General features: G+C 66.3%; 9 protein-coding genes. 2 read left to right on the top strand and 7 right to left on the bottom strand.

Features of this window, described 5'->3' with window-relative positions; genetic code table 11:
* Positions 1-4 precede the first annotated feature (4 nt).
* From hfq to QWY74_RS09565, 6 genes are all read right to left on the bottom strand, one after another.
* Positions 5-253, bottom strand: coding sequence for an RNA chaperone Hfq (gene hfq / locus QWY74_RS09590; RefSeq protein WP_264823893.1), 249 nt, complete (start codon positions 251-253; stop codon positions 5-7).
* Positions 254-378: 125 nt separating this feature from the next.
* Positions 379-1,332: a tRNA (adenosine(37)-N6)-dimethylallyltransferase MiaA gene (gene miaA, locus QWY74_RS09585; protein WP_264823894.1), complete on the bottom strand. Its 954-nt coding sequence runs from the start codon at positions 1,330-1,332 to the stop codon at positions 379-381.
* A gap of 48 nt (positions 1,333-1,380) precedes the next feature.
* Positions 1,381-3,390, bottom strand: coding sequence for a DNA mismatch repair endonuclease MutL (gene mutL, locus QWY74_RS09580; protein ID WP_264823895.1), 2,010 nt, complete (start codon positions 3,388-3,390; stop codon positions 1,381-1,383).
* A gap of 167 nt (positions 3,391-3,557) precedes the next feature.
* Positions 3,558-4,982 carry an N-acetylmuramoyl-L-alanine amidase gene (locus tag QWY74_RS09575; protein WP_264824394.1) on the bottom strand — a complete coding sequence of 475 codons (1,425 nt, stop codon included), beginning with the start codon at positions 4,980-4,982 and terminating at the stop codon, positions 3,558-3,560.
* A 23-nt stretch (positions 4,983-5,005) separates the two neighbouring features.
* Entirely contained in the window at positions 5,006-5,515 is a 510-nt protein-coding gene (gene tsaE, locus QWY74_RS09570; RefSeq protein WP_264824395.1) for a tRNA (adenosine(37)-N6)-threonylcarbamoyltransferase complex ATPase subunit type 1 TsaE, read from the bottom strand.
* Entirely contained in the window at positions 5,496-7,052 is a 1,557-nt protein-coding gene (locus QWY74_RS09565) for an NAD(P)H-hydrate dehydratase (protein WP_264823896.1), read from the bottom strand. The genes tsaE and QWY74_RS09565 overlap by 20 nt, the downstream gene beginning before the upstream one ends.
* 112 nt (positions 7,053-7,164) lie before the next feature.
* Here QWY74_RS09565 and queG point away from each other — a divergent pair, with 112 nt between their 5' ends.
* Positions 7,165-8,274, top strand: a complete 1,110-nt coding sequence (queG, locus tag QWY74_RS09560; protein ID WP_264823897.1) for a tRNA epoxyqueuosine(34) reductase QueG — start codon at positions 7,165-7,167, stop codon at positions 8,272-8,274.
* 10 nt (positions 8,275-8,284) lie between these two features.
* Here queG and serS read toward each other — a convergent pair whose 3' ends face one another.
* On the bottom strand, positions 8,285-9,565 hold the full coding sequence (gene serS, locus QWY74_RS09555) for a serine--tRNA ligase (RefSeq protein WP_264823898.1): 1,281 nt from the start codon (positions 9,563-9,565) through the stop codon (positions 8,285-8,287).
* Between the two features lie 268 nt (positions 9,566-9,833).
* Here serS and QWY74_RS09550 point away from each other — a divergent pair, with 268 nt between their 5' ends.
* Entirely contained in the window at positions 9,834-13,175 is a 3,342-nt protein-coding gene (locus tag QWY74_RS09550; protein ID WP_290314212.1) for an FAD-binding and (Fe-S)-binding domain-containing protein, read from the top strand.
* The last annotated feature ends 132 nt before the right edge of the window (positions 13,176-13,307 follow it).

Raw genomic sequence — 13,307 nt, 5'->3', positions numbered from 1 at the left:
TACCTCACGCGTCCGCATCCGGTTGCCCGGTATCGGCAGCCGGCAAACGTACATTGCGCGACGGCACGACGGTGGAAATGGCATGCTTGTAGACCATCTGACTGACGGTGTTGCGCAGCAGAATAACGAACTGATCGAAGGACTCGATCTGGCCCTGCAACTTGATGCCATTGACCAAAAAGATCGACACCGGGATACGTTCCTTGCGCAGAACGTTCAGGTAAGGATCTTGAAGGGACTGTCCTTTGGACATGTGGCTCTCCCTAAATCATATAATTTGCGTTAATAGTATTATTGGGTGCTCACCGCTGTTTTCAAGGTGGCACGTTTCACCCGGCAAAGCCCGCTCGGGTGCAGTATGGAATTTCCCATCTTACGCTAACCACTGAATTCACGCACCAATTTCAGGACATGATCGAGTGGTCGGACGCCCAGGATGTCGACCCAGTTCAGATCGGGCCAACTGCGCATCCAGGTCAATTGCCGCTTGGCCAGTTGCCGGGTCGCGACGATGCCCCGCCGCCGCAGCATCTCCCGGTCTCCCTCGCCATCCAGATACTGCCAGGCTTGACGATAGCCCACGCTCTTCATCGCCGGCAGCCGCGGGTGCAGATCCGCACGGGCTTTCAGGGCGGCGACCTCCTCGACAAGGCCGGCCTCGAGCATGGCATCGAAGCGCGCGGCGATTCGCGCGTGCAACACACTGCGATCGTCCGGCGCCAGGCCTATCGACAACACCCGCCAGGGAAAGGTTTCCGCCTGCTGGGCATCCCAGTGCTCGGTCAAGGGACGCCCGCTAAGCCGATATACCTCCAGAGCCCGTGTCAGCCGCTGCGGATCATTGGGATGGATGCGCTGTGCCGCCCTGGGGTCGACCCTGGACAGCTCCTCGTGTAGCGACGCCAGGCCGTGCTCTTGCACTTCCCGGTCGAGCTGGGCGCGCACGGCGGCATCCCCCGACGGCAGGTTGGGCTCGCCGACCCAGAGCCGCTGATAGTACATCATGGTGCCGCCCACCAGCAGCGGCACCCGACCGGCCTCGGTGATGCGCTGCATCTCCCGGCGCGCATCCGCCCGAAAGACCGCCGCCGAATACGGATCGGCGGGGTCGCGAATATCGATCAGCCGATGCGGTGCCCGCGCCAGCTCCTCGGCCGAGGGCTTGGCGCTGCCGATGTCCATGCCGCGATAGACCATCGCCGAATCGACACTGATCAGCTCGCAGCCCAGTTGCTCGTGCAGCGCCATGGCCATGTCGGTCTTGCCGACGGCTGTCGGCCCCATTAGGAAAATGGCGGGGGGGCGTGAATCGGAGTGGTTCGGGGCTGTCATGGCGTCACGGGTCTGGTTCGGGAATAAGGGCGGTCACCTGGTGGGCCGTTACTGGCCGCGCAGGAAGAGGCGGTCGAGTTCCTTCATGCTCATCTCAGTCCAGGTCGGCCGACCATGGTTGCATTGCCCGCTGCGCTCGGTGCGCTCCATGTCACGCAGCAGGGCGTTCATCTCGGCGATGGTCAGTTGGCGATTGGCCCGCACGCTACCGTGACAGGCCATGGTCGAAAGAAGTTCGTTGATGTGCGCCTCGAGGCGATCGGAGCGCCCATAGCGCTCGAGGTCGCCCAGCATGTCGCGCACCAGCAGCTCGACATCGGCGTCCACCAGCAGGGTCGGCACCTGGCGCACCAGCAGGGTCTCCGGACCGGCGACGTCGAGCTCGACGCCCAGGCGGGAAAAGGCCTCGCGTTCGGCCTCGGCGGTGGCCACTTCGGCGGCACTGGCGGCCATCGACACCGGCACCAGCAATGACTGGGCCTGCAGGCGACCGGGCTGTTCGGCCTCGCCGTGTACCTGCGATTTCATCCCCTCGTAGACGATGCGTTCGTGGGCGGCATGCATGTCGACGATCACCATGCCCCGCTCGGTCTGCGCGAGAATGTAGACACCATGCAGCTGCGCCACCGCGTAGCCGAGGGGCGGCGCTCGGGTGGCGTCTTCTTCCGGCATCGCCGGGCTGCTGACGGCGGGAGACGTCGCGGTATCCGGCGATGCCTGGCGTTCGGCCAGGGCCACATCGGCCGCTGCACCACCGGCCCCGGGAGCCGCAGGCTGGGGAGTGAGCAGGCTGTCTTCGTGCTCGGGATGCAGGGCGCGATAGCCTTCCATGAAGGCGCGTACACGGTCCGGCGTGACCTTCTGCTGCTGGCCGTCGTCACGACCATGCAGGGCCATGGGCTGCTGTTGCCAGCGCCCGGCGGACTCCGCCACGCGCTCACTGGACGAGGGAGCCGGCGCGCTTTCTCCCGATGCCGCGCCCTCCTCGCCGGCCGCCGGCGTAGCGTCCGGTTGCGCGCCGGACGAATCCGTTGACTGGCCGGCCCGAGACTCGCCCAGCGCCCGATGCAGGCTGGAAAACAGAAAGTCGTGGACCATGCGGCCGTCCCGGAAGCGCACCTCATGCTTGGTGGGATGGACATTGACATCGACCACCGTCGGGTCGACCTCCAGGTAGAGCACGAAGACCGGCTGGCGGCCATGAAAGAGCACATCGCGATAGGCCTGACGGATGGCATGGGCCACCAGACGGTCGCGCACCACCCGGCCATTGACGAAAAAGTACTGCTGGTCGGCCTGGGCGCGTGAGTGGGTCGGCAGGCCGACCCAGCCCCAGAGCCGCAGTCCGCCGGTTCCCAGGTCCAGGTAGAGGGCGTTTTCCAGAAAGTCCTTGCCCAGCAGTGACTGCAGGCGGCGCTCGTGGCCGACCAGGTCGCTGCCGGCACTCAACTGGTGAACGGTCTTCTGGTTGTGACGTAGCACCCAGCCCAGGTCGAGACGCGACAGAGCCTGACGGCGAAACGCCTCCTCCACATGGCCGAACTCGGTCTTTTCCTTGCGCAGGAACTTGCGCCGCGCCGGGGTATTGAAGAAGAGATCACGCACCGTCACCGAGGTACCCCGCGGGTGCGGCGAGGGCGTGACCCGCGGCTCCATGCGTCGTCCCTCGACCACGACGCGCCAGCCCCGGGTCGGGTCATCGTCGACATTGGAGGTCAGCTCCAGGCGCGACACCGAGCTGATCGAGGCCAGTGCCTCGCCGCGGAACCCCAGGCTCGCCACCCCTTCGAGATCATTCAACGAGGCGATCTTGCTGGTGGCATGCCGCGACAGCGCCAGTGGCAGATCATCCTCGCTGATGCCGACACCATCGTCACGCACCCGGATCAACCGCGCCCCGCCGGACTCCAGCTCGACCTCGATACGCTGACTGCCAGCGTCGATGGCATTCTCAACCAGCTCCTTGACCACCGACGCCGGCCGCTCGACGACCTCCCCCGCGGCGATCTGGTTAGCCAGACGCGGATCGAGAACCTGGATATGCTGTCTGTCGGTCATGACCACCCCAAAATCGAAGACGCGGCTTCGCCGCGGTTAAGAGGGAAGTACGGCGCTCCGCGCCTTCAAGAAGGAAGAAGAAAGCCTGGTCGATATGGCGAACCGCCCCCCTCATTCCCACTTCTAGTTGCCTTCTGGACTCCCTCTTACCTCTTCCTTCTTTTCTCTTAAGAACTCGGTATCCTCAGCACTTGCCCGACGCGGATCACGTCGCCATTGAGCTCGTTGGCCTGGCGCAGCCGGCCGACCGGGACGTTATGACGTGCGGCGATTTCCGAGAGCGTGTCGCCGGGCTGAATACGGTATTCATCGCCGGCGCCACCTCGGCCTTGGTCGCGCTGCCAGGCGAGCAGGCTGGCCGGCGGCGGGTTGCGCTGGAAATGGGCGCGCACGCCGCCGAAGATGGATTCGACCATGCGTTGTTGATAGCCACCCTGCTGCAGCTTGCGCTCTTCCTCGGGATTGGAGATGAACCCCGTCTCCACCAGCAGCGACGGGATATCCGGCGATTTCAGCACCACAAAACCGGCCTGCTCGACCCGCGGCTTGTGCAGTTCGTTGATGCGCCCCATGCGATCCAGCACGCGCCCGCCGATGGTCAGGGAGTCATTGAGCGTTGCGGTCATGGTCAGGTCGAGCAGGACGCCGCGCAACACCTCGTCCTTGTCGTCCAGCGAGAGATTGCCATCCACGCCGCCGACCAGGTCCGAGCGGTTTTCCGAGGCCGCGAGCCACTTGGCGGTCTCCGAGGTCGCGCCACTCTGCGACAGCGCAAACACCGAGCTGCCATGGGGCCGCGGACTGTTGAAGGCATCGGCATGCAGGGAGACGAAGAAATCGGCCTTCTGCTCCCGGGCAATCCGGGTGCGCTGACGCAGTCCGACATAATAGTCGCCGTCGCGAATCAGCACGGCCTTGAAGCCCTGGGTGGCATTGATCAAGCGCGCCATGCGCTTGGCCATTTCCAGCACCACGTCCTTTTCGCGGGTGCCGCTGGGACCGATGGCCCCCGGGTCCTCGCCACCATGACCGGCATCCACGGCAATGATGATGTCCCGCTTGGGATGAGGCTGTGCGGCCTGGCGCGGCGGTGACACCGTGCTCGGGTCACGCCCTTTGGCGACGGCTTCTTTCTGGGCGCGCTCAGCGGCAATCTCCTGTTCGCGAATCTTCGACTCGATGGGGTCGATGGGGTCCTCGACAGCGCTTTCGCCCGGATACTCCAGATCCACCACCAGCCGATGGCCATACTGCTCATTGGGCGCGAGGCTGAAGTGTCGCGGCTCGATGGCGCGCGAGAGCTCCAGCACCACCCGCAGGTCCGAGCCATTGCGCACGCCGGTGCGCACCTTCTCGATGGCACTCTCGGAGAGGTCCAGACGACTGACATCGGCGTTGAGTTCGCTGTTGGCTACATCGATCACCAGCCGACGGGGATCCTCCAGCGTGAAGACATTGGCCGATGCCGGCGACGACAGGTCGAACACCAGCCGCGAGTGATCGGGTGCCGCCCACAGGCGCAGATTATCGACGCTGGCGGCCTGGGCCCAGAGCGGTACCAGAAGCAGCAGGGGCAGTACCCAGCGGGCCATGTGTCGGCGCAACATCCCTTTCCTCATGTATCGTTTTCGTCCGTACCGGCAACATCCGGAGGCTGGTTGGCTGGTGCCTGGCTCTGTTTCAGGCCTTCCAGCACCTGGCGGCCCAGATCGCTTGGCGCCTGCATCACGGCCAGGCGTCCGGGCGCATCGAGAGTCAGTTGCACGCGAATATCCGGCGGCGGCAGCCAGCCCTCGCCCCGGCTCGGCCACTCCACCACGCAGAGGGCATCGTCCCCCAGCAGGTCGCGCCCGCCGATAAACTCCAGCTCTTCCGGGTCAGCGAGCCGATAAAGATCAAAGTGGTAGACCCTGGCGGTACCCAGCTCGTAGGGCTCGACCAGGGTGTAGGTAGGACTCTTCACGGCGCCCTGGTGGCCATGGGCCCGCAGAATGCCTCGCGTCAGCGTCGTCTTGCCGGCACCGAGTTCGCCTTCGAGATAGACGTGCCCACGACCGGCCAGCGCTCGACCGAGCGCTTCCCCCAACGCGACCTGTTGGTCTTCATCAGCCAGTCGCCACTGCATCGTCATTGCCCATCGTCGTATTGACAAGAATTCGCGCACAGGATGCCAGATCACTGGCGAGCAAGCCACGCTCACCGCCCTCGAGTACCGCCAGGTCGGCGGCCAGCGCATGGAGCATCACGCCCAGGCGGGCCGCCATCTCAAGCGAGAGTCCCTGGGCGACCAGGGCACCGAGCATGCCGGAAAGCGCGTCGCCCATGCCGCCGCTGGCCATGCCGGGATTGCCGTAGGGGCAGACCGTGAGCCCCAACGGGCCGGCGACCAGACTGCCACTGCCCTTGAGCACCACCACGCCCCCGTAGCGTGCCTGCAGGGCAAGAACCGCGGCCGGGCGATCGGCTTCCACTTCGCTGGTGGCCATGCCCAACAGGCGGGCCGCCTCACCAGGATGCGGGGTGAGAATCCAGTCGTCGCGACGCTGGCCATCGAAACGCTCGGCGAGCTGATTGAGTCCATCGGCGTCGATCACTAGCGGCCGCCCGGCCGCCACCGCGCCCTGCCACAGCGCCTGCCCCCAGCTGTCGCGCCCCAGGCCGGGCCCGAGCACCTGCACATCGGCCTGCTGTGGTAGATCGCCCAGATCGGCCAGGCCGCGGACCCCGTGGGCCATGACTTCCGGGCGGCGAATCAGGCTAGCGGCAACATGGGCCGGGTCGGTGGCCAGGCTGACCTTGCCGGCCCCGAGCCGCGCACAGGCCTCGGCGGACAGCAGGCCGGCGCCGCCCATGCCGGGTGCGCCCCCCAGAATCAGCGCATGCCCCGCCCTGCCCTTGTGGGCATCGCGCGGCCGCGGCGGCAACAGCGTCGCAATGAGACAGCGGTCCAGGCAGAGGGCTGCCGGTGACAGGCCTGAGAACAGTGGCTCGGCGTCCACCAGGGGTTCCAGCGTCAAGACGCCGACCCGCGCCGGCCCACAGCCGGTATGCAGTCCCAGCTTGTCGCCGATGAAGGTGACGGTTCGCGTGGCCTGCACGGCCTCTCCCAATTCGGCACCGGTATCGGCGTGCAGGCCGGAAGGAATGTCCAGCGCCAGCACCGGGCGCGCGGTGGCATTGATGGCGGCAATCGCCGCACGCGAGGCGCCGCTCACCTCGCCCGCGAGCCCGGTCCCCAGCAGCGCATCGACGATCAGCTCACCCTTCGGCGTCATGCCATCCTGCCAGGCCACCCGCACCACACCGGCGGCATCGGCCATCTCGGCCGCGCGCCGCGCGTCGCCCGTCAGTTGCTCGACAGGCTTGAGCAGGATGCGCTCGACTTCCAGGCCCTCCGCGGCAGCCAGGGCGGCCAGAACATGACCGTCACCGCCATTGTTGCCGGCGCCGCACAGCACACTGAGGTGACGCACCTCGGGCCAGTGGCAGCGCAACTGCTGCCAGGCCGCCGCCGCAGCGCGTTGCATCAGGGCGAAGCCCTCGATCCTCGAATCGATGATGCGCCGATCCAGCTCGCGCACCTGGTCGGCGCGATACAGGGCCCGCATACCATCCCGAGACTGCCCGTATTGCGGCGTATCAATCTGTGACGCCTCGGCCATTGGCTATTCCCCCGCCCGCTGATGCTTTATCATGGAAAGTGTGTCGTTTTCCGTGCCCGACGCCAAGGGAAACCAAGCGTCGTGGCACCCTCCTGCGTGGTATTTCACAATCATGTCTCAGCCGTCTGTCAAGGACGCCACTCCCGACCTCGAGGCCCTGGCCAGCTCGATCAAGACCTGGGGGCGCGAGCTGGGCTTCCAGCAGGTCGGCATCACCGATGTCGACCTGGCCGAGGATGAAGCTCGACTGCAGCGCTGGCTCGACCTCGGCCATCATGGCGAGATGCACTTCATGGCCAAGCACGGCACCAAGCGCACTCGCCCCGAGGAACTGGTGCCCGGCACACTGCGCGTGATCAGCGTGCGCCTCGACTACTTGCCACCGGAGGTCGAGACCACCCGCACCCTGGGCCAGCCCGAGAAAGCCTACATCTCGCGTTATGCGCTGGGTCGCGACTACCACAAGCTGATGCGCAAGCGGCTCGACACCCTGGCCAAGCAGATCGAGGCCGAGATCGGCCCCTTCGGCTACCGCGCCTTCGTCGACTCGGCGCCGGTCATGGAACGTGCCCTGGCCCGCAAGGCCGGACTCGGCTGGGTGGGCAAGAACGCCATGATTCTCAACCCTCAAGCCGGCTCACTGTTCTTCCTCGGCGAGCTCTATACCGACCTGCCGTTACCCGTGGACCCGCCCTACGAGGGCGCGCATTGCGGCAGCTGCAGCGCCTGCCGCACGGCCTGCCCCACCGATGCCATCGTCGAGGATCGCGTGGTCGACTCGCGGCGCTGCATTTCCTATCTGACCATCGAGCTGCATGGCGCGATCCCCGAGAAATTCCGGACCGCCATGGGCAATCGAGTATTCGGCTGCGACGACTGCCAGCTGGTCTGCCCCTTCACGCGCTTCACCCGGGTCAGCGACGAGAAGGACTTCGCCCCCCGCCATGACCTCGACCGGGCCGAGCTGACCCGGCTGTTCAGCTGGAGCAAGGAAGAATTCCTCGACAAGACCGCCGGCAGCCCCATTCGCCGCATCGGCTACGAACGCTGGCTGCGCAACCTGGCGGTCGGGCTGGGCAACGCGCCCTGGAGCGAGCGCGTCGAAGCCGCCCTGCAGGCCCGCCTGGCCTACCCCTCCGACCTGGTGCGCGAGCATGTGCGCTGGGCGCTGGCACAACAGCAACAACGCCGCGCCGGCATGATTGCGGTCGAGGCCTCCTGAGACGCCCGCGTCAGGAGACGTTGATCGTCTCCACGCCCCCCATATAAGGGCGCAGTGCTTCGGGCACGCTGATCGAGCCGTCGGCGTTCTGATGGTTCTCCATCACGGCGATCAGGCAGCGCCCCACCGCCAGACCGGAGCCGTTCAGGGTGTGCAGCAGTTGCGGCTTCTTCTCGTTGGGATGACGGAAGCGTGCCTGCATGCGCCGGGCCTGGTAGTCCTCGCAGTTGGAGATGGAGGAAATCTCGCGATACGCCGCCTGACTGGGCAGCCAGACCTCCAGGTCATAGGTCTTGGCGGCCCCCGCTCCCATGTCGCCGGTGCACAGCGTGACCACCCGGTAAGGCAACGCCAGCGCCTGCAGCAGAGTCTCGGCATGACCCCGCATTTCTTCCAGGCTATCGTAGCTGGTGGAAGGGTCGACCAGTTGCACCATCTCGACCTTGTCGAACTGATGCTGGCGAATCATGCCGCGGGTATCGCGACCATGCGAGCCCGCCTCACTGCGGAAGCAGGGGGTATGCGCGGTGAGCCGCACGGGCAGCTGCTTGTGCTCGAAGATCTCGTCGCGGGCAAAGTTGGTCAGCGGCACCTCGGCGGTGGGGATCAGTCGATAGCCCCGTTCGTCTTCGAGGCGGAACAGGTCCTCGCCGAACTTGGGCAACTGGCCGGTCCCAAAGAGGGAGTCGTCATTGACCATGTAGGGCACATAGCACTCTTCGTAGCCATGCTCGAGGGTCTGGGTGTCGAGCATGAACTGCGTCAGAGCCCGGTGCAGCCGCGCCACACTGCCGCGCATCACGGCGAAGCGGGCCCCGGTGAGCTTGGTGGCCAGATCGAAATCCAGCTGGCCGGTACGCGCCCCCAGGTCGACATGATCCAGGACGTCGAAATCGAAGTGGCGCGGCGTGCCCCAGCGACTCACTTCAACGTTGTCGTCCTCGTCGTCGCCCTCGGGCACGCTCTCGTGAGGCAGATTGGGTAGCCCGCTGACCAGCTCATCCCACTCGGCCTGAACCTCGGCGAGTCGCGCCTTGGCGGCATCCAGTCGCTCGCCCAGGTCGCTGACCTCGTCGAGCAACGGCTGAATATCCTCGCCCTGGGCCTTGGCCTGGCCGATCGCCTTGGAGCGGGTGTTGCGCTCATTCTGCAGGCGTTCGGTCTCCGACTGAAGCTCCCGGCGCCGAGACTCCAGAGCGGCCAGTTGGTCGGTATCGAGAGCGAAGCCCCGCTTGGCCAGTCGTTGGGCGACACCATCGGGGTCGCTGCGCAGCAGTTTGGGATCGAGCATGGAAACCTGTCCGTCGATGATAAATAGCGGCAAACGAAAGCGTCCATTGTAGGCAAAACCCTGCCCGGGTGCCACGCCGCCGGGGTGGCTCCAGCGACACGCACAAGAGCGTCACTCCGCGTCCGTAATGGATGATATCCCGGAGTCGGGGTGGGCGCCGGCGTCCAGGCACGGTAAAGTGATATGCGTCGAGTGCCCCTCATTACCCGGCCGCCCGATGCTGCCATCCGTGAGCAGCTCGGGACGGCGCTATAACCGATATCCCATTATGATCGCACGACTGGACCCCCGTGACGCCTCGTCGGATGCGCACGCCGAACATTATCAGGCCTTCCTCGAGGCCCTGCGCGCGGCTGGCTTCGCCGGCGAGATCGCCGCGGACGACGCCAACCGCACCGTGCTGGCCACCGACAACTCCATCTATGAGCGCCTGCCCCGGGCCGTGCTGTACCCGCGCGATGTCAGCGATCTCGAGTGCCTGGCGAGCCTGGCCGGGCAGGACGCCTACTGCGACATCGTTATGGCGCCACGCGGTGGTGGCACGGGCACTAATGGCCAGTCGCTCACCGATGGCCTGATGATCGATGTTTCGCGGCACATGAATGCCATCCTCGACATCGACGTCAAGAATCAGCGGGTGCGCGTCCAGGCAGGCGTGGTCAAGGACCAGCTCAACGCCGCGCTCAAGCCCCATGGCCTGTTCTTCGCTCCGGAGCTATCGACCTCCAATCGCGCCACCATCGGCGGCATGATCGCCACCGACGCCAGCGGCCAGGGCAGCCGCGAATACGGCAAGACCCGCGACCACGTGCTCGAACTCGACAGTGTGCTGCTCGGTGGTGAACGCCTGGCCAGCCATCCGGTCAGCGAGGCCGAGCTCGATGCACTGTGCGCGCGCGAGGACGCCGTCGGCCGCGTGCACCGCCAGGCCAGGGCGATCATCGACAGCGAACGCCAGCGCATCGACGCAACCTTTCCGCCGCTCAACCGCTGCCTGACCGGCTATGACCTGGCACACCTGCGCACCGCAGACGGCCGCTTCGATCTCAACAGCGTGCTGTGCGGCGCCGAAGGTTCTCTGGCCTTCACCAGTGAGGCGGTACTCCAGGTGCTGCCGATCCCCCGACACTCCACCCTGGTCAACGTGCGCTACGCCGGCTTCATGGACGCCCTGCGCGACGCCGAGGCACTGATGGCCAGTGACGCTGCGCCGACCTCCATCGAGACGGTGGACAGCAAGGTGCTCGGCCTGGCCAAGGGGGACATGGTCTGGGACAGCGTGGCCGAATTCTTTCCCGAGGATGGCGCCACGCCCGTGGACGGCATCAATCTGGTCGAATTCAACGACGACGACCCAGAGCGACTCGCCGGCCGCGTCGAGGCCTTCTGCCGCCACCTGAGTGAAGATACCAGCGTACCGCGCCTGGGCCACCGCCTGGCCGAAGGCCGCGCCGCCATCCAGCGCGTCTACGCCATGCGCAAGCGGGCCGTGGGTCTGCTCGGAAATGTGCAGGGCGAGAAACGCCCGATCCCCTTCGTCGAGGACACGGCGGTGCCCCCGGCGGTTCTCGCCGACTACATCGCCGAGTTCCGCGCCCTGCTGGACCGCCATGGCCTGGAATACGGCATGTTCGGCCATGTCGACGCCGGGGTGCTGCACGTGCGCCCGGCCATCGACATGAAGGACCCGGCCCAGGAAGCCCTGATCCGCCCCCTCTCGGATGCCGTCGCCGAGCTCACCCGGCGCTACGGCGGCCTGCTGTGGGGCGAGCACGGCAAGGGCGTACGCTCGGAATACGCCCCGGCCTTCTTCGGCCCGCTGTATCCCAGCCTGCAGCGTCTCAAGGCTGCCTTCGACCCGCACAACCAGCTCAACCCGGGCAAGATCGCCACGCCGCTTTCCATCCCGCCCGAGGACGCGGGGAGTGCTATCCCGAATGACAGGATATCGGGGGCAGGTCGTAGCGAAGGTCATTTGCCAGGTATGGCAAATGTAGCGCCCAGGGAGGGGTTCACAGCGCTTTCGCGAAGGCCTGCTCCCGATACAGCCCCATCTACGGCTCCATCCACCAAGGGCGGAGTTCCTGGCCCGAGCGACGCCGCCGACGCAGCCGCCGAGGCCGAGCCGGTCAAGTGGGTTGACCCAGGACTGCTGACCATCGATGGCGTGCCCACCCGCGGCCAGCTCGACCGCCGTATCGCGCCGCATGTGTGGCAGGCCCACGCCGATGCGGTGCACTGCAACGGCAATGGCGCCTGCTACAACTACGACCCGGACGACGCCATGTGCCCGTCCTGGAAAGCCACGCGCCAGCGCATTCACTCGCCCAAGGGGCGCGCCAGTTTGATGCGCGAATGGCTGCGCCGCCAGGGCGAGGCCGGTGTCGATGTGGTGGAAGAGGCACACCGGCACAAGCAGGCAAGCGTGTGGCGCTTCGTGCGCGACTTTCCGCGCCGGGCGCGCAATACCCTGGCTCGGCGGCGCGGCGAGGAGGACTTCTCCCACCAGGTCCACGAGGCCATGGCCGGCTGCCTGGCCTGCAAGTCCTGCGCCAGCCAGTGTCCGGTCAAGGTCAATGTGCCGGCATTCCGCTCGCAATTTCTCGAGGTCTATCACGGCCGCTACCTGCGCCCGCCGCGGGATTACCTGATCGGCGGCCTGGAGTTTCTGGCCCCGAACCTGTCGCGCCTGGCGCCGCTGTATAACGCTGCCCTCGGCAACCGGATGCTCGGCAGATTCCTGGCCGGCCCCCTGGGCATGGTCGACAGCCCGCGGCTTTCCCGGGCACGCCTGGACAAGCAACTGACAGCCTGGGGCGTACCAGCCGCCACGCCGACCAGCTTGGGCCGACTGACGACCGCTCAGAAAGCACGCAGCGTGATTGTCGTCCAGGATGCCTTCACGCGGTATTTCGAGGCCAGCGTGGCGCGTGACATCATCGAACTACTGCAGCGCCTTGGCGTGATTGTCTTCGTTGCTCCCTATGCCGCCAACGGCAAGCCCATGCAGGTCCAGGGCTTCCTGGGCGCCTTCGCGCGCACCGCCGAGAAACAGGCCGAACGCCTTGGGTCGCTCGCCGACTTCGGCGTTCCCCTGGTGGGCCTCGACCCGGCCATGACCCTGACCTATCGCCAGGAATACGTGAAGACACTGGGTGCCGAGAAGGTGCCCGAGGTACGGCTGCTCAGCGAGTGGCTCGCCGAACATGCTGAGCAGCTTGCCGCCGGCCAGCCCTGTCCGAGCGACCCGGGCTATCGGCTGCTCGCCCACTGCACGGAAAAGACCAGTGTGCCCGGCGCCACGGCACAATGGCAGCGCATCTTTGCCGCCTTCGGCCTCGAGCTGGAGGTGCTGGCATCGGGATGCTGCGGCATGTCCGGCACCTATGGTCACGAGGCCCGCAACCTCGAGACCTCGAAGACCATCTATGCCCAGTCCTGGCAACCCAGGGTCGAGGCGCCGGAGCTCCAGGGGCGTCTGCTGGCCACCGGCTACTCCTGCCGCAGCCAGGCGCGGCGCCTGTCCGACGCCAACCTGCCACACCCCTTGCAGGGCCTGCTGACGGCTTTGCAACAAGCGCCCGACGCGACGACCATTTCTCGATCATAGGCCGCCATGCGGGGCTTCCAGGCAGCGCCGCGCGAGGGCCAGCGGTAGCAGGTCGGAGGATGGATTGCATGTTGGGGCCGACGACGCTAGTCTGCCCGGCCCCTCATACGACCCGAACCGATGGAGCTCAAT

Source organism: Halomonas almeriensis, from assembly GCF_030409235.1.
Lineage (GTDB): Bacteria > Pseudomonadota > Gammaproteobacteria > Pseudomonadales > Halomonadaceae > Halomonas > Halomonas almeriensis.
The sequence above is the reverse complement of the archived record's forward strand: the minus strand, read 5'-3'. Positions and strand labels throughout refer to the sequence as shown.